General features: G+C 46.5%; 21 protein-coding genes and 1 tRNA gene. 5 read left to right on the top strand and 17 right to left on the bottom strand.

What is annotated here, in order from left to right:
- Position 1: 1 nt before the first annotated feature.
- The 6 genes from FD974_RS03515 to FD974_RS03490 all read right to left on the bottom strand — a co-directional run bounded on the left by FD974_RS03515 (position 2) and on the right by FD974_RS03490 (position 6,726).
- Positions 2 to 1,549 carry a 2-isopropylmalate synthase gene (locus FD974_RS03515; RefSeq protein WP_215365847.1) on the bottom strand — a complete coding sequence of 516 codons (1,548 nt, stop codon included), beginning with the start codon at positions 1,547 to 1,549 and terminating at the stop codon, positions 2 to 4.
- Positions 1,550 to 1,795: 246 nt separating this feature from the next.
- Positions 1,796 to 2,659, bottom strand: coding sequence for a CDP-diacylglycerol--serine O-phosphatidyltransferase (pssA, locus tag FD974_RS03510; protein WP_215365845.1), 864 nt, complete (start codon positions 2,657 to 2,659; stop codon positions 1,796 to 1,798).
- Between the two features lie 23 nt (positions 2,660 to 2,682).
- Positions 2,683 to 3,330 (bottom strand): phosphatidylserine decarboxylase, encoded by a 648-nt coding sequence (locus tag FD974_RS03505; RefSeq protein ID WP_215365843.1) that lies wholly within the window; start codon positions 3,328 to 3,330, stop codon positions 2,683 to 2,685.
- Between the two features lie 49 nt (positions 3,331 to 3,379).
- Positions 3,380 to 4,396 (bottom strand): ketol-acid reductoisomerase, encoded by a 1,017-nt coding sequence (gene ilvC / locus FD974_RS03500; RefSeq protein WP_215365841.1) that lies wholly within the window; start codon positions 4,394 to 4,396, stop codon positions 3,380 to 3,382.
- 51 nt (positions 4,397 to 4,447) lie between these two features.
- Positions 4,448 to 4,939: an acetolactate synthase small subunit gene (gene ilvN, locus FD974_RS03495; protein ID WP_011902903.1), complete on the bottom strand. Its 492-nt coding sequence runs from the start codon at positions 4,937 to 4,939 to the stop codon at positions 4,448 to 4,450.
- Entirely contained in the window at positions 4,939 to 6,726 is a 1,788-nt protein-coding gene (locus FD974_RS03490; protein WP_215365839.1) for an acetolactate synthase 3 catalytic subunit, read from the bottom strand. The genes ilvN and FD974_RS03490 overlap by 1 nt, the downstream gene beginning before the upstream one ends.
- Before the next feature lie 193 nt (positions 6,727 to 6,919).
- On the opposite strand from FD974_RS03490, the gene FD974_RS03485 reads away from it, so the two are divergent.
- From FD974_RS03485 to FD974_RS03470, 4 genes are read left to right on the top strand one after another with little or no spacing between them, the layout of a single operon-like run.
- On the top strand, positions 6,920 to 7,489 hold the full coding sequence (locus FD974_RS03485) for an RNA polymerase sigma factor (RefSeq protein ID WP_215365837.1): 570 nt from the start codon (positions 6,920 to 6,922) through the stop codon (positions 7,487 to 7,489).
- Between the two features lie 5 nt (positions 7,490 to 7,494).
- On the top strand, positions 7,495 to 7,959 hold the full coding sequence (locus tag FD974_RS03480) for a DUF3619 family protein (protein ID WP_215366627.1): 465 nt from the start codon (positions 7,495 to 7,497) through the stop codon (positions 7,957 to 7,959).
- A gap of 25 nt (positions 7,960 to 7,984) precedes the next feature.
- Positions 7,985 to 8,647 carry a DUF3106 domain-containing protein gene (locus tag FD974_RS03475; protein WP_215365835.1) on the top strand — a complete coding sequence of 221 codons (663 nt, stop codon included), beginning with the start codon at positions 7,985 to 7,987 and terminating at the stop codon, positions 8,645 to 8,647.
- 4 nt (positions 8,648 to 8,651) lie between these two features.
- Positions 8,652 to 9,188 (top strand): RDD family protein, encoded by a 537-nt coding sequence (locus FD974_RS03470; RefSeq protein WP_215365833.1) that lies wholly within the window; start codon positions 8,652 to 8,654, stop codon positions 9,186 to 9,188.
- Here the strand turns inward: FD974_RS03470 and FD974_RS03465 are convergent.
- From FD974_RS03465 to FD974_RS03435, 7 genes are all read right to left on the bottom strand, one after another.
- Complete coding sequence (locus tag FD974_RS03465) at positions 9,171 to 11,528, bottom strand: ABC transporter permease (protein WP_251374653.1); 2,358 nt, start codon at positions 11,526 to 11,528, stop codon at positions 9,171 to 9,173. The genes FD974_RS03470 and FD974_RS03465 overlap by 18 nt on opposite strands.
- Positions 11,529 to 11,656: 128 nt before the next feature.
- A complete protein-coding gene (locus FD974_RS03460) occupies positions 11,657 to 12,442 on the bottom strand; it encodes an SDR family oxidoreductase (RefSeq protein WP_215365831.1) in 786 nt (261 codons plus the stop codon).
- 37 nt (positions 12,443 to 12,479) lie between these two features.
- Positions 12,480 to 13,136, bottom strand: coding sequence for a membrane integrity-associated transporter subunit PqiC (locus FD974_RS03455; protein ID WP_215365829.1), 657 nt, complete (start codon positions 13,134 to 13,136; stop codon positions 12,480 to 12,482).
- Positions 13,133 to 14,047 carry an MlaD family protein gene (locus FD974_RS03450; protein ID WP_215365827.1) on the bottom strand — a complete coding sequence of 305 codons (915 nt, stop codon included), beginning with the start codon at positions 14,045 to 14,047 and terminating at the stop codon, positions 13,133 to 13,135. Before FD974_RS03450 ends, FD974_RS03455 begins: the two co-directional genes overlap by 4 nt.
- Positions 14,044 to 14,811, bottom strand: a complete 768-nt coding sequence (locus FD974_RS03445) for an ABC transporter ATP-binding protein (RefSeq protein WP_215365825.1) — start codon at positions 14,809 to 14,811, stop codon at positions 14,044 to 14,046. The genes FD974_RS03450 and FD974_RS03445 overlap by 4 nt, the downstream gene beginning before the upstream one ends.
- Complete coding sequence (locus tag FD974_RS03440; protein ID WP_215365823.1) at positions 14,811 to 15,983, bottom strand: ABC transporter permease; 1,173 nt, start codon at positions 15,981 to 15,983, stop codon at positions 14,811 to 14,813. Before FD974_RS03440 ends, FD974_RS03445 begins: the two co-directional genes overlap by 1 nt.
- An 88-nt stretch (positions 15,984 to 16,071) precedes the next feature.
- Positions 16,072 to 16,148: transfer RNA gene (locus FD974_RS03435), tRNA-Arg, on the bottom strand.
- An 18-nt stretch (positions 16,149 to 16,166) separates the two neighbouring features.
- On the opposite strand from FD974_RS03435, the gene greB reads away from it, so the two are divergent.
- Positions 16,167 to 16,667, top strand: coding sequence for a transcription elongation factor GreB (gene greB / locus FD974_RS03430; RefSeq protein WP_215365821.1), 501 nt, complete (start codon positions 16,167 to 16,169; stop codon positions 16,665 to 16,667).
- A gap of 11 nt (positions 16,668 to 16,678) precedes the next feature.
- Here greB and FD974_RS03425 read toward each other — a convergent pair whose 3' ends face one another.
- Genes FD974_RS03425 through FD974_RS03410 form a run of 4 tightly spaced genes read right to left on the bottom strand, consistent with a single transcriptional unit; the run spans position 16,679 to position 20,904 of the window.
- Positions 16,679 to 19,024, bottom strand: coding sequence for a bifunctional (p)ppGpp synthetase/guanosine-3',5'-bis(diphosphate) 3'-pyrophosphohydrolase (locus FD974_RS03425; RefSeq protein WP_371817126.1), 2,346 nt, complete (start codon positions 19,022 to 19,024; stop codon positions 16,679 to 16,681).
- Between the two features lie 15 nt (positions 19,025 to 19,039).
- Entirely contained in the window at positions 19,040 to 19,243 is a 204-nt protein-coding gene (gene rpoZ, locus FD974_RS03420; RefSeq protein WP_011902918.1) for a DNA-directed RNA polymerase subunit omega, read from the bottom strand.
- Between the two features lie 44 nt (positions 19,244 to 19,287).
- Entirely contained in the window at positions 19,288 to 19,944 is a 657-nt protein-coding gene (gene gmk / locus FD974_RS03415; RefSeq protein ID WP_215365819.1) for a guanylate kinase, read from the bottom strand.
- 18 nt (positions 19,945 to 19,962) lie between these two features.
- Positions 19,963 to 20,904: a YicC/YloC family endoribonuclease gene (locus FD974_RS03410; RefSeq protein WP_215365817.1), complete on the bottom strand. Its 942-nt coding sequence runs from the start codon at positions 20,902 to 20,904 to the stop codon at positions 19,963 to 19,965.
- Positions 20,905 to 20,957: the final 53 nt, after the last annotated feature.

Here is a 20,957-nt window from a genome sequence, read left to right as displayed (position 1 = left end):
CTTACGGGGTCATCTGCGCATTGAGTTTGGCTTGGCTAGGGTCGTGCAATTTATTCAATGCCGATAAATAGGCTTTAGCTGATGCCGCAATAATGTCAGGATCAGTTCCAACGCCATTGACGATGCGCCCACCTTTAGACAATCGCACAGTGACTTCGCCTTGAGACTGCGTTCCAGAAGTAATCGCATTGACTGAATAGAGCAACTGCTCTGCCCCACTCTTCACAATCTCCTCAATGGCATTCAAGCTTGCATCTACTGGGCCGTTACCTTCAGCCTCTGAGCTTGCCTCTTTATCGCCAACACGGAAAGTGACTTTAGACTTTGGACGCTCACCTGTTTCAGAATGCTGACTTAAAGAAATAAATTTATAGAACTCACCCTCTTCTGCCGCTGCAGAATCTGACATGATGGCAATAATGTCTTCATCAAAAATTTCAGACTTCTGGTCAGCTAAAGCTTTAAAGCGAATAAATGCCTCATTCAAATCAGCTTCAGCTTCAATAGCAATTCCCAACTCTTGTAAGCGTTGCTTAAATGCATTGCGGCCAGATAACTTCCCCAAAACAATTTTATTGGTAGCCCAACCCACGTCTTCTGCACGCATGATTTCATAGGTATCGCGATTCTTCAAAATACCATCTTGATGAATGCCAGAGGTATGCGCAAAAGCATTCGCACCGACTACTGCTTTATTGGGCTGAACAACAAACCCGGTAATCTGTGAGACTAACTTAGAGGCAGGAACAATCTGAGTAGCATCAATGCCGCACGTCATATCAAAGTAATCCTTACGTGTACGTAAAGACATCACAATCTCTTCCAAGGCAGTATTGCCAGCGCGCTCTCCTAAGCCATTAATCGTGCATTCAATTTGACGTGCACCACCAATCTTCACCCCAGCTAATGAGTTGGCTACAGCCATCCCTAAGTCGTTATGGCAATGCACTGACCACACAGCCTTGTCCGAGTTAGGCACCCGTGTACGCAAGGTTTTAATAAACTCGCCATACAACTCTGGGGTTGCGTAACCTACCGTATCGGGAATATTGATTGTTGAGGCGCCCTCTTTAATCACCGCCTCCACAACGCGGCATAAAAAGTCCATTTCAGAGCGATAACCGTCTTCTGCAGAGAACTCAATATCTTCTGCCAAATTTCTAGCAAATCGAATCGAGCGTTTGGCCTGCTCCAATACCTCCTCTGGAGACATGCGTAACTTCACCGCCATATGCAATGGACTAGTTGCCAAGAAAGCATGAATACGTTTTGCATTGGCAGCCTTCAAAGCATCGGCTGCACGGGTGATATCTTTATCGTTGGCACGAGCAAGCGAACAAACGATCGAGTCCTTGACTGCAGCAGCAACCGCGGAAATCGCCTGAAAGTCACCTTCTGAGCTAGCCGCAAAACCTGCCTCAATCACATCAACCTTGAGGCGCTCTAATTGACGTGCAATACGCACTTTCTCGTCCTTCGTCATGGAGGCGCCTGGCGATTGTTCGCCATCTCGCAAGGTGGTATCAAAAATGATTACTTTGTCGCTCATCACTACTCTCCAGTTCAATATTGCATCATTATCTTTACTACTAATACTTGCTAACTATTACTTAGCCTTAAAAACAAAAACCCCAGCAATTTGCTGGGGCCGGTATGTGGTGGTTAATGTACTACTGTGATCTCATTAACTCAGGCCTTACCCGCCCCAAGCTTTAGGCTCAGTGCTAGCAGAAGAAGACCGGTTAGGGGTGAGAAATTGATTAACATGGTTTTAATATAACCTAAAAATGATTTTTTAGCTAAAACGACGTCCGCTGAGACGTTCCCATGCCCAAATGACATATCCAGAAATGGAATAAACAACAAACAAACCAAATAGCGTCAGGGGTGGGTTAGATGAAATCAGTACAAAGGTCAGAATCAAGAGCACCATGACTCCAAACGGGACGCGATAGCGAACATCAAGCGCCTTACCACTATAAAAACGGGCATTGGAAACCATCGTCAAGCCAGCATATACCGCCAAAAAGAAAGTGATCCAAGGAATTGCGCTATCTCGTACGGGAATCTTATTATCATCCGCTAGCCAAATAAAGCCGGCCATTAAGGCGCCTGCCGCAGGACTTGGCAGCCCTTGGAAAAACTTCTTGTCGACAACACCAGTGTTCACATTAAAACGTGCCAAGCGCAAAGCAGCTCCAGCGCAATACGTAAAGGCAGCCAACCAACCCCACTTACCCAAGTCCTTAAGGGCCCACTCATAAGCAACCAAGGCGGGAGCAACTCCAAATGAAACCATATCTGCTAAGGAGTCATATTGCTCACCAAAGGCGCTTTGGGTATTGGTCATCCGAGCAACACGACCATCCATACCGTCAAGCACTAGAGATGCAAAAATAGCAATTGCAGCAATCTCAAAATGGTGATTCATGGCATTGACGATGGCAAAGAAACCGCAGAACAAGGCAGCAGTAGTAAAGGCATTGGGTAAGAGGTAAATACCTTTACTGCGAACTCGCGGCTTATCGGCATGCAGCTCTTCTACTTCAAAATCTACGCCATCACCCAAATCATCTGCCCACTCCTCCTGAGTTTTCCCCACGCGAGAGCGTTGCAAACGATTGCGATCTAAACGGCCACGACGGCGAAATGAAGTCAAGGAAGACCTTAAATAAAGACGAATTAATCTAAACCAGGCACACGAGCCAGCGCAGTATTAGTGGCAAATACTTTATCGCCAACACTTACCAATGGCTCAGCCGTTAAAGGTAAATATACATCCACACGAGATCCAAAGCGAATAAAGCCATAACGCTCACCCGCCTTCAATCGATCACCCACATGAATGTAGCAAAGAATACGTCTGGCAATGAGGCCCGCTACTTGGACCAAAGTCACGATCTGACCGTTAGCGTCAATGACCACTGCGTTGCGTTCATTTTCTGTCGATGCTTTATCTAAATCCGCGTTAACAAACTTACCAGGGAAATACTGAATCTCTTTCACCAAGCCATTTACTGCGCTACGGTTCGAGTGAACGTTAAATACATTCATGAACACACTAATTTTGAGTGCTTCGCGCTCCGCATAAGGGTCCATAGTCTTTTCTACAACGACAATGCGACCATCGGCAGGTGACAAAACCAAGTCACGACCCAGGGCTGCAATACGCTGCGGATCGCGAAAGAACTGCAGAACAAAGATGAAAATAATCCACAAAGGCCAAGACCATGCAATGCCACCTAAATAATGGACTAACAAGGTCACTGCCCCCACTAGTGCCAAATATGGCCAACCTTCTCTTGCAATAATGGGGTGTGGATACATCATCTTTATTCTGAGCCTATCTATTTACAACAATTTTTTAACTGAATGAAGCTTAGTTCTTGGTCTGATCAACTAATTTGTTCTTCGCAATCCAAGGCATCATGGCGCGTAATTTTGCACCCACCACTTCGATGTCATGCTCTGCATTCAAACGACGACGTGAAATCAAAGTCGGCGCACCTGCTTTGTTTTCCAAGATGAAGCTCTTTGCATACTCACCAGTCTGAATATCTTTCAGGCACTGACGCATGGCGTTTTTAGTATCTTCTGTAACAACACGTGGGCCAGTTACATACTCACCGTACTCAGCATTATTAGAGATGGAGTAGTTCATATTGGCGATACCACCCTCGTAGATCAAGTCCACAATCAACTTGAGCTCATGCAAGCACTCAAAATAGGCCATCTCTGGAGCGTAACCAGCCTCAACCAGAGTCTCAAAGCCTGCCTTGATCAATTCCACTGCGCCGCCACAAAGAACAGCCTGCTCACCGAACAAGTCAGTTTCAGTTTCTTCGCGGAAGTTGGTTTCAATAATGCCAGCACGACCGCCGCCGTTTGCCGTTGCATAGGACAAAGCCACATCACGAGCTGAACCAGATTTATCTTGATACACAGCGATCAAGTGAGGAACGCCGCCACCTTGAGCGTATGTGCCACGAACAGTATGACCAGGAGCCTTAGGAGCAATCATGATGACATCTAAGTCAGCGCGTGGCTGCACTTGACCATAGTGAACATTAAAGCCATGAGCAAAAGCAAGCGCAGCGCCTTGCTTGATATTGCCATGCACTTCTTTGTTGTAAACCTCAGCAATTTGCTCATCAGGCAAAAGCATCATCACGACATCAGCATCTTTAACTGCTTCGCCCACTTCTTTCACTGTCAAACCAGCATTTGCAGCTTTACTCCAGGAAGCGCCGTCTTTACGCAAACCCACAGTCACATTGCAGCCTGAATCCTTGAGGTTCAATGCATGTGCGTGACCCTGTGAACCATAACCAATAATGGTGACCTTCTTGCCTTTAATGAGTGACAAATCAGCGTCTTTATCGTAAAAAACTTTCATGCTCTTTCCTTGTTTTGAAAATGTAATTAATGCAGTAATCAGTTAATAAAATTAAACCTTCAGGATACGCTCGCCGCGTCCGATTCCAGAACCACCCGAACGGACAGTTTCTAGAATAGAGGCACGATCAATCGAATCAATAAAGGCATCTAATTTGGCACCATCACCAGTTAATTCAATGGTGTAACTCTTATCAGTCACATCAATGATGCGACCACGGAAGATATCCGTTGTGCGTTTGAGCTCTTCACGCTCTTTACCTACCGCGCGTACCTTAATCATCATGAGCTCGCGCTCAATATGAGGACCTTCGCTTAAATCAAAAACCTTGACCACTTCAACCAAACGATTTAAATGTTTGGTAATTTGCTCGATCACATCATCAGAACCAAATGTCACTATGGTCATGCGTGATAAAGAGGGATCTTCCGTTGGCGCAACACTCAAAGTATCAATGTTGTAACCACGCGCAGAAAATAAACCCACTACACGTGATAAAGCACCTGGTTCATTCTCAATGAGTACAGAAATAATATGTCGCATTAGAGATCCTCACTACCCAAAAGCATTTCAGTAATACCCTTACCCGCTTGAACCATAGGCCAAACGTTTTCTTCTGGGTCAGTCTGGAAGTCCATGAATACGGTACGATCTTTTAGACGAATCGCCTCTTTAAGTGCACCCTCAACATCAGATTTCTTTTCAATGCGCATACCAACGTGACCAAAGGCTTCAGCCAACTTCACAAAATCTGGCAATGAATCCATGTAAGAGCTGGAATAACGCTTGTTATAAGTGAGCTCTTGCCACTGACGTACCATGCCAAGGTAACGATTATTCAAAGATACGATCTTCACTGGAGTGTCGTACTGTTTACAAGTAGACAATTCTTGAATACACATCTGGATTGAGCCTTCACCAGTAATCGTGAAAACATCCTTATCAGGGAATGCTTTCTTGATACCCATAGCGTAAGGTAAGCCCACGCCCATAGTTCCCAATCCGCCAGAGTTAATCCAACGACGTGGTTTATCAAACTTGTAGAACTGCGCAGCCCACATTTGATGCTGACCAACGTCAGAACAAATGAAGGCATCACCACCGGTGAGCTCCCACAATTTCTGAACAACATACTGCGGCTTAACAATTTGAGAGGCTTCGTCATATTTCAGACAATCTTTCTTGCGCCACTCATTAATCTGCTCCCACCATGCAGCAACCTTCTCACCGTTCTTGCGAGGACCTGCAAGCTTTAACTGCGCAGTCATCTCTTGCAATACTTCTTTGAGGTTGCCCACAATCGGCACATCAACCCTCACCCGCTTAGAAATCACGGATGGGTCAATATCAATATGAATAATCTTGCGAGGATGACTTGCAAAATGGGCAGTGTTACCAATCACACGATCATCAAAACGTGCGCCAATCGCAATCAACACATCGCAGTGCTGCATCGCCATATTGGCTTCGTAAGTGCCATGCATACCAAGCATGCCGACAAACTGAGGGCTAGTGCCAGGGAAGCCACCCAAACCCATTAAGGTATTGGTGACCGGATAACCAAGTAAATCGGCAAATTCTTTTAATTCTGGTGCAGCATCGGCCAAGATAATGCCGCCACCCGTGTAGATATAAGGGCGCTCGGCTTCTTGCAATAAAGAAATTGCCTTACGAATCTGTCCGCTATGACCTTTGACAACCGGGTTATAGGAACGCATCTCCAAAACTTCTGGGTAAACGAAAGGTCCTTTAGCTGCTGATACATCCTTTGGAATGTCAATCAACACAGGCCCCGGTCTGCCAGTTTGAGCAATATGAAAAGCCTTCTTGATAACCAAGGGAAGATCTTTGACATCCTTGACCAAGAAGTTGTGCTTCACCACTGGGCGTGTAATACCTACCGTATCCGCTTCCTGAAAAGCATCTTCACCAATTGCATAAGTTGGTACGTTACCGCTAATGATCACCATTGGGATCGAATCCGTGTAGGCAGTAGCAATTCCAGTAACAGCATTGGTTACGCCAGGACCTGAGGTCACTAAGGCGACGCCAACCTTACCGGTTGCGCGCGCATAACCATCAGCAGCATGGACTGCAGCCTGCTCATGACGAACCAAAATATGTTCGAACTTATCTTGCTTAAAAATCTCGTCGTAGATAAAGAGAACTGAACCGCCTGGGTAACCCCAAACAAATTCAACACCCTCTTTGTGCAATGCTTTTACAAGCATTTCCGCCCCAATCATTTCTGGAGGGCTAACTACGGGATTTGGATTCATTGTGTCTTGCTTCGCTTTGGAAGCTAAAAATTCGGCGCTGCTTGTATTCATTTTCTTTCGTCCTTTGCAATTTTCGGCAAAAAATTGTTTGGTCTGTTCTGTCTCTTGCTTGTGGCCCGAGTTCGAACGGCGCTGCTACCGGAAAAAACCACTTCGTAAATGAGATTCTAGGTAGTAAGCCTTATATTCTATAGCAATACCCTAAAATAGACGAATTCCATCCGAATCAGGCCCCATCTGCGCAATGGCTTCACCCCAAGAACTATCTGATTTTCTGAGCAGTGTTGAGCAGCGCGCTTTTAAACAAGCGGTTTACGCCGTGAGGGATGACGATGCAGCTTTGGATATTGTTCAGGATGCCATGATTAAGTTGGCTGAAAAGTACGGTGATCGACCTGCAGCAGAGCTTCCCCTGGTTTTTACGCGAATATTACAAAACCGCATTCATGACTGGTTTAGACGCCAAAAGGTGCGAAATGCCTGGGTCACTCTATTCTCCAATATGGGCAAAAAATCCGATGAAAACGATGATTTTGACCCTTTGGAGTCACTTTCCGCACCTGATGACAGTGAAATTCACCAGGATGGTGCGCAAAAATTGGAACAAAGTCAGCTTTTACAGGCCTTGGAGACAGAAATATCAAAATTGCCCGCCCGTCAACGAGAAGCCTTCCTGATGCGTTATTGGGATGAGCTGAGCATTACTGAAACAGCCCTAGCGATGCGTTGTAGCGAGGGAAGTGTCAAAACCCATTGCTCAAGAGCCACCCAGGCTCTAGCTAAAGCATTGAAATTAAAAGGAATTACGCTGTGAACCGCATGAATCAAGATCTCTTAGACCCAACAGAAGTCGACCAATTTGGTCTAGCTACTGCCGCCCTACTCCAGCATGGATCCCAATCCTTGCCAGCAGGCATCCAAGATCGTCTCCATGCAGCTCGCATGAAGGCGCTTTCTGTTCAGAAAGCAGAAAAGATCTATGTCCAGCAGCCTGTATTTGCAAGCACCTCTGGTAACTGGTCAACGGGCTCCCGCACAATCTGGAACTATGTCAGCTGGATTGCGCCTTTAATAGTCCTGGTATTTGGCTTGATAGGCATTGCTGAATGGCAGCAGGACTCTCGCATTAATGACATTGCCGAGTTAGATATTGCCTTGCTAACCGATGATGTCCCGCCAGATGCCTATGCTGATAGTGGCTTCTTAGGTTTCTTGAAGAATGGCCATCTAGCAGAATCAGAGCAAGATAGCCTTGATGCGCCTAAATCAAATACTCCTTCTTAAACGGAAGACCCAATTCTTCTAGCGCATGTTCCAGCTGAGTTATTACCTAAAATCCACAGCCATATTTAGCATCTCGCTAGTATTTGGCGTAGGAATTTTTGGAATCACGGGCCATGCTAGTGCTCAAACGGGAGCCGTAACCCAAAGCACAGCGAGTGGCATCCCTGAAAAAAAACCTGATGGCACTTGGGAAAGCCTCAGCCCTCGGCAACAAATGATTTTGACTCCATTAGAGAGTGACTGGGATTTTATGAAACCAGAAATTCGAAAAAAATGGATTCAGATTGCCAATCTTTACCCCAAAATGAGTGATGCCGATCAACAACGCTTACAGTCACGCATGAACAGCTGGTCCAAACTCTCCCAAAAGGATCGTCGTCTTGCACGCGAAAACTATTTAAGCAGCCTCAAATTTCCATCGGAGAAAAAAGCGGAAGCTTGGAATGCTTATCAACAATTAAGTGATGAGCAAAAAAAGAAATTGGCCAATGCAGAGGTGAAAAGAAAAAAGCCATCTGCCATGAATGCGCCTACCCTACAGCAGCATCCAATCATTCAAAAATCCAATCTGGCGCCAACACTACCTTCTCCTGCCCCAGCTCCTATAGCGCCCTCCGAAGTAGTCAACTCTGAAGCCTCTGAAACATCGCCAAGCGAAACTTCAGATCGCGGTCCAAGCGACCAATAAACTGATGACTCCCGCAGAATTAAATGTACTTCCTTCGCCCAGTTTTTGGCGTCGCGTATCTTGTGCGCTCTATGAACAACTTGTCTTGCTTGGAGTAATTGCCTTTACCTTTTTGCTACCCAATTTAGGTCTAGGGATTTTGTTTGGGATTGCATTACCAAGCTGGCTCACTTTTTTATATCTTTACTTGGTATTAGGCCTCTACTTTGTTTGGTATTGGACTAAGTCGGGCCAGACTCTGGCAATGCAAACCTGGCGGATTCGTATGATCGGACCCGGGGGATACAACTTATCACGTCGACAAGCGATGTGGCGCTATGTCTTTGGATCGCTATGGTTAGTGCCGTGCGTATTGCTGCAATGGTATTTTGAGTTACAGAGATGGCAAATTATTGAAATGCTCTTTGCTGTAGCTTTGTTTCTTTGGCCATTGAGTATTTATTTGCATCGAGTCCCTGCTTTACTTCGACAAGGCTTACCAGATCGGCTAGCCAAAACACGTTTAGTTGAGTTACCTAAAAAGCTAGTTACCCTCTCTTAGGCATTCCATCGCAGTGGCATTCTGAATTTTTCTTTGAAACTGGTAGCCAGCCATTAAAGAAACAAGCACTCCAATTGACACCCCCATGGAGAGTGCCTGTAGGAATGCGCTAAATTCAATTTCCAACACAAAACGACCCAGCGCCCAGGCAGCAGCCCCAGCTGACAGGCCTGCCAACACACCAGCAATCGCACCAATTAATGCGAGCTCAATCATTGAAATGCGACTCAAAAGCTGACGTGAGGCACCTACTGCCTTTAAGAGAGCGGCACTTCTAAAACGTTCATCCTGAGTAGCAGAAATTGCTGCCAGTAAAACTAAAATTGCTGCTGCAATCGTAAACGCAAATAACAAGCCCAAAACTGAAGATAGGCGATCTAGCACCTCTTGTATTTGCCGCAGAGAAGTCGCTACATCCACGATCGTTAAATTGGGGTAAGCCTGTGCAAGCTGAAAATCCAAGCCCTCAATCGCGCTGCTTTGATAGTAGGAGGTAATCCACGATTGGGGCATGCTAGCAAGCTGAGATGGGGGCATGATCACGAAGAAATTAACCCGCATTGAACTCCAATCAAGCTTTCGCAATGAAGTAACGGGTGCTGTAATTTTTTCGCCGGCGATTTCAAAGCTCATTTGATCACCGAGTTTTAACTTCAAAGTCTTGGCAATTCCTACTTCCAATGAAATTTGCGGTGCGTTACCAGCAATCCACTTACCAGCAGTAACGCGATTGCCATCGGGCAATTGGTCGGTGTAAGAAAGATTAAATTCACGGTCTACTAGGCGTCGCGCATTCTCTTCTGCGTAATCATTTGGGCCAATCGGCTTGCCATTTACCTCGATCAAGCGAGCTCTAACCATCGGATAAAAAACGGGCTCACCTGCTCCAGCCTTCTCTAAGGATTGAGTGATGCCTTGCTTTTGATCAGCCTGAATATTAATCATGAAGCGATTGGGAGCATCCGTGGGAACGCTACTCTGCCAGCTTGTCAATAAGTCTTGGCGCAAAAGCATGATCATCAATAATGCCATCAGAGCAATACCCAAGGCTGATATTTGCATGACCGCGAATCCCGCACGACGCGATTGCGATATCAACGCAAAGCGCATTGCAAAGCTAGGTGAAGCTTGACGAGAAAACCAAGCGCCCAAGAGGCGGAGCAATCCCCATGAAACAACAGCAAATACTCCCACCGCCAAACTAAAACTCAAGCCAACCCAGGCAGCTAACTTCCAATCACGCGCAGCTACTGCAATTAATAAACAGCAGCTCAATAAGCCAAAGACTGCAACCCAAATTGATTTGATATTGACATGGGCCAACTCCTTGCGAACCAGCCTGATTGGAGAAATGGTGACCAAACTCAATAGTGGTGGCCCTGCAAAGCCTAACAGCAGCACGATTGAAAATAAGGCACTCCAAAGCACAGGCCACATTGATGCGGCCGGAAGTTCAGCCAAAACCAGATTGCCCAAAATGCGTGTCAACAGTTCTTGAATTCCAAAGCCCAATAAACCACCCACAAGTGTGGCAGTGATACTTAGGATGCCAAGCATCTTCAATTGCTGCCTCAAAATACCATTCTGACTTGCACCTAGACACTTCATGACAGCGCATACATCGGCTTGTTTTAAAACATAACGGCGTGCAGATAAGGCAATCGCTACGGCAGCAACCATTGCTGTTAGTAAGGCTACAAGAGATAGAAAGCGCTCCGCACGCTCCAATGTCTTGCGCATTAATGGCTGCGCATTCTCAAGCGTTTCGATACGAATACCGCGCAAGCTTTGTGAGTCAATCTGACTTTGGACCCATTCTTCATAATTGGCGATTTGCCGATCATCCCCAGCCACCAAGAGGCGATACGTCACACGACTTCCCAGGCCAATTAAACCGGTGGCAGGTAAATCTTCGAGCGAAATCATGACACGCGGCGCAAAGTTCATAAAGCCTGCACCACGATCTAATTCCTGCTCAAGGGTACCCCCAATCAAAAATGTCTTATCGCCCAGAAGAATTTCATCTCCAATCTTGGCATTTAAGCTAACCAACATTGCTGGATCAACCCACACTGAGCTTGGTTTTGGAGTTTGAGATTGTGGCTCTGGTGCAATTTTCAACTTACCACGCAGAGGATAAGCATCGCTAACAGCCTTTAAAGAAGCCAACTTGCTTTCTGATCCCGCAGTTGCCATGCTAGGAAAGACCACAGTTTGAGCGACGAGGAGGTTCTTGTTTTTCGCCTCCTGGATAAAGCGCTCTGGTAGCGGCTGATCTGCAACCACCAGCAAATCAGCAGCCAGTAACTGGCGGGCATCAAAAGCAAATGCCCTATGCATTCTGTCAGCTAGGAAGCTAACACTCGATAGGGCAAGAACTGAAAGGGTGAGCGCTATCAGTAGTGAAAATAATTCACTGGATCGAAAATCTCGACTTACCCTTTGTAGAAAACGCAATAGCACTAAGATTAAACGGCTGGTATCTGACCACCATCAACACGAATGACAGAACCCGTGATGAAAGAGGCATTTTGGCTCGCTAAAAATGCAGCTGTATCGCCATATTCTTGAGGATCACCATAGCGACCTGCAGGAATGAGCTGCAGACTCAGCTTAACCACATCCTCGTAGCTTAAGTTCTCACGTTTTGCGCGTGCTTCATCGAGCTCACGCAGACGATCTGTTGCCACCCGTCCAGGCATGATGACATTTACAGTCACCCCATCTTGTGCCACTTCTGCAGATAAAGTTTTTGACCATGCCAGCAATGCAGCGCGCAAGGTATTAGAGATAGCCAAATTCTTAATCGGAGAAATTGCGCCCGAAGTTGTACTGGTAATAATGCGACCCCATTTACGCTGACGCATTCCTGGCAGAACACGATCCGTAATGGCAATCAAAGAAAGAATCATATCGTTAAAGCTTTTTTGCCATAGCGCAGGGTCTTGACCAGCAGCCGGTGTTGGAGGTGGCCCACCAGTGTTGTTAATCAGAATATCAATCGGCCCTAACTCTTTTTCTACTTGAGAGACCATATTATCGATCACGTTGAGGTCAGATAAATCCCAGCTCAAAGCCAAGGCTTTTCCACCAGCAGCCTCAATCAGTTCGACCGACTTTTGCAGACCAGCCGGATTGCGACCAGTTACGGCCACTTTAACGCCCTCTCGCGCCAAAGAAACTGCCATTGCTTGACCCAAGCCACGGCTTGAAGCGAGTACCAGAGCTACTTTTCCATTAAGACCTAAATTCATATCTCCTCCAGATAGTCATAATGACTTATTTTCAGAATTATTGTTTTCCAAGGGGCTTAGGCAGGTTGGCTGCGTACTGATAAAGCGCCACCTCATACTCCTTTAAGATTTGTGCCAAAGCCTCCTGCTGACCCTGCACTAAAGCACTAGGAGTATTGTCTTTTAAAGGTATGCGCTTGGTATAGCGATTAGTACCAATCACTGGATTGGATTTAGATCCGCTAGTAACAGTTAAAAAGAACTCCACCGAGACCACTGCCTCAGGCCGCACACGATAATCTCCATAAAACTCATCAACAGAAGCTTGTAGTGTGTAATAAGGGAAAAAACTATTGCCCTGCCCTACCGTCATTGCAAAAATCTGAGCTTGATTCATCCACTGACGTGTGGCACTGCTAATCATTTCGTTGGGTAGCGCTGAGTAGGTATTGTAAAAATCTTTTTCATAGCGCTGATCCCCTAAACGGTAGACCAAAGACTTACCATCGAATGGTGGCGTTGTAGATACCGAGCCCATCTTGAGCCATAGATCAGAGCGAGGCTTATTTGGAGCGCCCGTTCTCTCAGGAGCAATCATCCAACTAGTGGTAGTGATCGCGGGACGCTGTGGAAGAGAACAAGCAACAAGACTAGCTATTGTGGCAGCGCCAATCAGACATTTGAGAACAGTGGAATTGAGAGTGCGAATACTCATTTTTGAACTCCGTTCATTGGAGGAGTGATTTTTGGAGGCGGCTCACCCCAAATCAAAGTGGAGGGAGATTGGCTGGCGATACGAGAAAATTCATTGAGATTTTCGGTTGCCTGGCGAATATTTTCCATGGTTGCTGTGGTGTCGCCCTGCACGCTACTAACCGTCTGACGCAAGGACACCATGGTTGCAACCAATTGATTAATCAAAATCTCCAATTCGCCTTTATCTGTTACTTTGGCAATGCGAGATAACAAGACATTTAAGTCTTTAACAGAACTCACTAATCCAGAGTTATCTTTGCCATCACCCGCCATGATGAGATTGAGATTAGTCAGGAGATCATCGAATTTCTTCTGCGTCCCGTTCACATCCATTCCATTTAAGACGCTAATGAGTTTTTGGATTCCAGAAATAATCTCATCTGCCTGGTTAGGCAAGGAAGGCACTACCTCATACTCGGGCTTCCAGCTATAGGGAAGCGGCGGATATTGAGAGGCATTGGAACTAAAGTCCAACTCAACATAATTAACCCCCGTAATCCCCATCGATTTCACGCGGGCGCGCATACCATTCTTAATTAAGCCAGCAAAATCTACAGAATCCACCCCATCACCAAAAATTTGCATACGCACAACGACATATTCACGGCGCTCAAGAAGTGGAGTGTCCCTCTCATAGGTATCACCAGTCAAGCCTATAAAGGAAACTTGACCAACTTTGACGCCTCGAAATCGCACGGCAGCACCCGTATCTAAACCGGTGACAGATTGCTTAATGTAGGTCTCGACGTAGAAAGATTTCTTAAAAAACTTTCCTGAGCCAAAAATGAGAACAACGGCCAGTAGCACTCCGATAGCCGCCAGCACAAAAATGCCTAGGCGAAAGTAATTGGGGTTGGTGTTATTGCTCATGCTGCGTCCTTACTCATGATGCGATTAAAGAATTGATGTACTCGAGGATCTTTACTGGTATCTCGCAATACTTTAGGGTCACCTTCGGCAATGATGCCTTTGGCATCTTTATCCAACATGATGACTTTATCAGCGATGGAATAAATACTCGCCAGTTCATGTGAAACGATAACAAAGGTAAAGCCTAAATTTTTTGATAGATCAAGAATAGTGCTATCCAGATCGGCAGAGGTAATGGGGTCTAATCCAGCTGAGGGCTCATCCAAAAACAAGATCTTGGGATCTAGTGCCATTGCCCTTGCAATCGCGGCACGCTTTTGCATACCGCCACTGATTTCACTGGGCATATAAGACTCATACGGGAGTAGACCAACGAGATCTAATTTGCAGCGCGCTAACAAATCCATTTGGGGCTTAGTTAACTGCGTGTACTCTTCCATAAAGAGCGTCACGTTATCAAGCAAATTCATCGAGCCGAATAAAGCACCCTGCTGATACATCACCCCAAAACTAGTCATAATTTTTTGACGCTCGGCGCCTTGGGCAGTAGTAATGTTTTGCCCTTCAATAAAGACATCTCCACCTAAGGGCTGATAAAGACCGAATAGGTTTTTCAGCAAACTGGATTTGCCGCAGCCAGAGCCGCCTAGGATGACAAAAATCTCTCCATTGGTGACAGAAAAATTGAGATTTTGCAGTAATACCTTTGACCCATAACCCACAGTCAAATTTTGTACATCGATTGCGATATTGGAGCTTGCCATCAGAAACCTGTCCTATAAGAAATATAGGCGAATATGCCGTCGACTAGAACAATCATGACAATACTGCTCACTACTGCGCGCGTAGCTGAGATGCCCACAGCGGCAGCACCGGTCCCCGTTTGCATGCCGCGCAAACATCCAACTGCTGAGATCACTACGCCAAAAAGAGTAGCTTTTAGTAAGCCAGACAAAATATCTTCAAGCCCAACTGCAGCTAGCATCCCGTTATAAAAATTAATGAATGGAATGCCGTAAATCTGCATCGTTAACATGGAAGCAAAGATACTCACAATATCGGCGTATAAGGTCAAAATGGGCATCACCAAAATACCTGCGAGCACTCTAGGGACCACTAAAAAACGCACTGGACTTAAACCGCCCGTTACCAAAGCATCAATCTCGCTATTGACGGTCATCGTACCAATCTCCGCCGCAAAAGCAGCGGATGATCGACCTGCCAACAAAATAGCAGTAATTAATGGACCCATCTCTCGAACAATTCCAAGTGCAGCCAAGGGACCAACAAAAGAAACCGCACCAAACTGTTCCATTCCAATTGCTGCCTGGAATGACAGAATCACCCCAATCAAAAATGACACTAGACCCACAATTGGCAAAGCAGCAATACCAGCCTCAACTGCTGCATTCACAAAGTCACCCCAACGCACTTGATTGATATGGCGAATAGACCACACCAAATCCGCTGCTAAATGCCCTGTAAAAGTAATTAAGCCACGTGCATCATCCAATAGATTTTGAGTGGCCATGCCAGTACTGACGACAAAGCTGGTCTTTGGCTTGGGAGCCGGAATCGGGAAGAGATTGTTGATAGGATCAAACTCGTGCAATAGCGGTTGATACTTCGGATCTAAGCCGACTATTTCAAAGTCACCGCCGCCTTTTTGCTGAGCCTCTTGAATATCAATCAAAAATGCAAAGGCTGACCCATCAAGCGAGCTTACTTTGGAGGCGTCAAAAATGAGATGTTGCCCCTTGCCACCACCCTGTTGCAACCAAGCTGCTTGCTGTTGGCTAATCTGTGTCCAGACCCCTGCCAAAGAATAGACATTGACCACGCCACCCAAAGAAACCTGAGCATGCGTCTGGTCTACCTGTGACCAGGTCGCTATCGGCGAAGGCTGGGGGGTTGATGAGGAGTCAGAATTGCTCATAACCAAACTATAAGGGATGTCCGTGTACGTTCAATGAAACACCTAGAAAAGCAAAGGGCCCAGTTTTTCAACTAGGCCCCGTAAAGAATGGTGCGGCTGGCAGGAATTGAACCCACGACCCCTTGGTTCGTAGCCAAGTACTCTATCCAGCTGAGCTACAGCCGCAACAGCCATAATTATGCCATGGAAGAGAAGAACTACATCACACCTGCAGGTCATGAACGCATCAAAAGCGAGCTCTTACAGCTCCTAAACCTTGATAGGCCCGAGGTTGTCAGGGTTGTGCACTGGGCAGCCTCGAATGGCGATCGATCCGAAAATGGGGACTATATCTATGGAAAAAAGCGTCTTCGGGAGATAGATCGACGGATTCGCTTCCTAAACCAACGTCTGGAATTTGCCGTAGTAGTCGATAACCAGGCCCGAAAATCTGGTGATGCCGACGCTCAGCAGGTATTTTTTGGGGCTACCGTCACCTATGTCAATCTAGAGGGGGTTAACGCAGATCAAGAGACGACCATCACGATTGTGGGGGTTGATGAGGTTGACCTAGAAAAGGGACACGTTAGCTGGGTTTCTCCCATTGCTAAGGCGCTTATTAAAGCTCGCCTGGGCGACTGCGTCAAAATCCAAACGCCCACCGGTCCCACTGAAATTGAAATTCTCGATATTCAGTACTTATAAAAGCGGGTAGATTAACTAGTCTTAGTACGGGTAACGCGCATGACATCGTGATTAGCACGCAAACTGCGCATGACCTTGGAGAGATGCAAGCGATCAGAAACCTGAATCGTAAAGCGAATCATCACAGCATCTTCTTTGTAGCGGTCATTCATGGAGACATTCATGATGTTGGAATCTGCAGCCGTCACGCTACTGGCCACGCGAGCTAAAACACCCTTACCTTGACGAGTATCTATCTCAAGATCTACCTCAAACTCACGATTGACCTCTTTACCCCACTCAACCTCAACCCATTTATCACTGTCCTTGGAGAGCATTCGTAACGCTACCGGACAGTCATTGGTGTGCACTTGCAAACCCTCGCCTTTTCCGAGATAGCCAATAATGTTATCGCCCGGGATAGGATGGCAGCAACTCTGAAAACTGATGGAATTACCTTCTCGCCCATCAACCAAGATGGCTTGACGTTGATGGTGGTGAGAAGCAATTTCTTGTTGCGGAGAAACCCAATCAGAAGCGCCTAAACGCATTTGCTCAGAACCACCCTCATCATCAATCAAAATCTTCAAGCGAATAGCCAATTCTTGAGCTGATCTGCGGCCTAAAGCAATATTGACACACGCTTCCTCGCGCGTTTTATCGCCAGTCCAATGAAGTAGCTTTTCCCAAATCTCTGGGGACAAAAGGCCTGCATCGACCCCTTGCTGACGTAAGGCACTCGCTAATAAGCGCTCACCCAACTGCAAAGACTCCGAATAATGTTTCGTCTTCAATGAATGACGTATGGAGGCACGCGCCTTGCCTGTCCGCACAAAAGCCAACCAACCTGGATTGGGCTGTGAATTTGTTGAGGTAACCACCTCAATAATGTCGCCATTCTTGAGTTCACTTCGTAAAGGCAATTGCATGCCATTAATTTTGACGGCGACACAAGTATTTCCGAGATCACTATGGATTGAGTAGGCAAAGTCTAGTGCAGTTGCCCCACGGGGTAATGCTCTAATCTGCCCTTTTGGCGTAAACACATAAACCGCATCTGGGAATAAATCAATCTTGACGTGCTCTAAAAACTCTTGAGAATCACCACTGCTATCCTGAATATCAATTAAAGATTGCAGCCATTGATGAGCGCGATTTTGTACTTCACTCATATCAGGCAAGCCATCTTTGTATGCCCAATGTGCTGCAACACCAGCCTCTGCCACTGCATGCATCTCGCTAGTCCGAATCTGAAACTCGACTGGCACACCGGAGGGGCCTAATAAGGTTGTATGTAGCGATTGATAGCCATTGAGTTTAGGAATGGCAATGTAATCCTTAAACTTCCCTGGCATGGGCTTATAAAGAGAGTGGAGCAAACCTAAGGCGCGATAGCATTCATCAATCGAATGCACCGTGACCCTAAAAGCATAAACATCGAGCACCTGAGAAAAACTTAAGTGCTTACTACGCATTTTGTTATAGATACTAAAGAGCGTTTTTTCGCGTCCCTGCAAATCGACTTCTAGATTGGCTTTAGCAAAAGCCATGCGGGTGTTCTGCAAAATCTTTTCAACCATTTCCTTACGGTTGCCACGCGCCCGCTTTACAGCACCTTCAATCACCCTAAAGCGCATTGGCATTGAATAACGGAAGCTTAAGTCCTGCAGATCGCGATAAATAATATTGAGGCCAAGACGATGGGCAATTGGGGCGTAGATTTCGAGCGTCTCTGCAGCAACTCGGCGACGCTTTTCCATGGGAACAGCATCTAGCGTGCGCATATTGTGCGTACGGTCCGCCAGTTTGACCAAGATCACCCTGACATCACGCGCCATCGCCATAAACATTTTGCGAAAGCTTTCTGCTTGTGCCTCAGCATGACTCTGAAACTCTAATTTATCTAGCTTGGTCAGACCTTCCACAAGCTCAGCAACTTTTGAGCCAAACTTTTCTACCAAATCCGTTTGAGAGCATCCTGTATCTTCAATCACATCATGCAATAAGGCTGCCATGATAGAGGCAGCATCAAGGCGCCAAGTGGCACACAATTCAGCCACAGCTAATGGATGAGTAATGTAAGGCTCACCACTATGTCTGTACTGCCCTAAATGGGCGGCATCGGAAAACTGAAATGCCTTTTTAATTAAAGCAACTTCGTCCGGCTTGAGATAGTCCAGCTTAGAAATGAGAGCTTCAATCGAAACAACTTGATGCTTGAGAGGAAGTGCTGGAGCCGAAGTGGGTCCAAATAAATGTCGACTCGATTGAGCCAACAAGGTAGCAATGATGGAGGATTTATCGCTGATTTTGGTCTCTTTAGGCAAGACCTGGCCTGAAGCGTCTGATGTGTTGAGATTACCTAAGGGGAGCTCCACACCGGAACCCCTAAATTACAAAGGTACTTTGGTCAGCATGTCACGGTCAGTTACACCAGCAGCAACTTCACGCAAGGCAACTACGGTTGCTTTATCTCTGGACTCAACACGTGGGGAGTGACCTTGAACCAATTGACGTGCGCGATAAGTCGCGGCCAATACCAGCTCAAAACGATTAGGAATAGTCTTTAGACAATCTTCTACAGTAATACGGGCCATGCTGAACTCACTTAATTTAGCTTCAATACCTATAGGATAACTGATTAGACCCCAAGACGCCTTAAAAGCGCTGGGTTACGGGCCATAATCGGTCCAGAGCGCAGACGACTTGCTGCAACAATATGTCGTAAATCCGTCAGGGCCTGCTCAAAATCATCATTGACCACAATGAAATCGGCTTCGTGTGCATGCTGGAGCTCTAAATGGGCTGCTGCCAAGCGCCGTTGAATGGTGGCTTCATCATCCTGCCCCCTTTTACGCAAACGCTCTTCAAGAGCCTCAAATGAGGGCGGAAAAATAAAGATCCACTGAACTTCCGGAATCATCTGCCGAATCTGTTGCGCGCCCTGCCAATCAATCTCCAGCAAGACATCGCGCCCGGTTTTCATTTGCGCTTCGATCCAGGCGCGTGATGTTCCGTAGAAATTGCCATGCACCTCAGCATATTCCAGAAAATGGCCTTGATCACGTTCTGCTATGAACGATTCCCTAGAAACAAAACGATAGTCTTTGCCATCTACTTCACCAGGACGTGGCGCACGGGTCGTAGTCGATAAAGATAATTTGAGGGCAGCATCTTCTTGCAATAAGGCGTTGACCAAGGATGACTTACCCGCTCCTGATGGCGCAACGATCATCAACATACTGCCTTGATAAGCAGGCGAAAGATTAGGCTTTGGGGTCTTTGGGCTAGCTGTCATATGAAGAATATGCAATCTTTACTCTAAATTTTGTACCTGCTCGCGCATCTGCTCTATTAAAAGCTTGAGCTCTAAAGCCGCCTGAGTGCACTCTTCCGAAACAGACTTGGAGCTTAGCGTATTTGCTTCGCGATTAAGTTCTTGCATCAAGAAATCTAAGCGCTTACCAACTGGCCCTTTGCCTGCAAGTGCAGTATCTACTGCTTGAAGATGGGTTTTTAAGCGAGCAAATTCTTCAGCGACATCAATCCGCACGGCATAGAGCACGACTTCCTGACGAATGCGCTCCATCAGTTCTGTACCAGCCCCGCCACTCACTTTTCCTTGCTCTTGAGCTAGCAAAGCTTCCGCTAAGCGCTCTGTCAGCTTCTCTTGATATTGCGCGACATACTCTGGCACTTTGGGCTCTATAGCTTTCACAATCTCACGCATCTTGGCAGTGATATTAGTAAGAACTGTGACTAATGCTTTGCCTTCAGCGTGACGGCTTTCCATTAAGACCGACAAGGCAGCCTGGGCAGCCTCTATTGTTCCAGCAACCCACCCATCCTCTTCACCCCTAGGTTCAGACACCACTCCAGGCCAACGCAAAATATCTGCCATCCTCAGGGCTTCAGCCTGAGGGAAAGCTTCCTGCGCCTTCTCTTGAAGGGTATAAAGCGCATCCAAACGTTCTCGGTTCAGAGTGCCTAATGCATGGGGATTTGCCTTTGCAGCACCAGAAGAGCCAGAATTGACGCGCCAGGCGGCACGAAACTCTACCTTACCTCGGGATAGCTTTTGGGCAACGATTTCTCGCAGGGCAGGCTCGGCCCCACGGCATTCGTCTGGAAGACGAAAGCCCAAATCCAGAAAGCGGCTATTGACCGCCCTACATTCCACCTGCAGATCAGCAACTACACCACCTCCTAGGGAGACTTGGCGAGAAGCGCTGCCATAACCAGTCATGCTCGATATCATATGGACATTGTAGATTCATTACTGATTCTGCCCAACCATTGAGGACTAAACCC

Source organism: Polynucleobacter sp. es-EL-1 (assembly GCF_018687975.1).
Lineage (GTDB): Bacteria > Pseudomonadota > Gammaproteobacteria > Burkholderiales > Burkholderiaceae > Polynucleobacter.
This window is presented reverse-complemented; position numbering and strand designations above follow the sequence as displayed.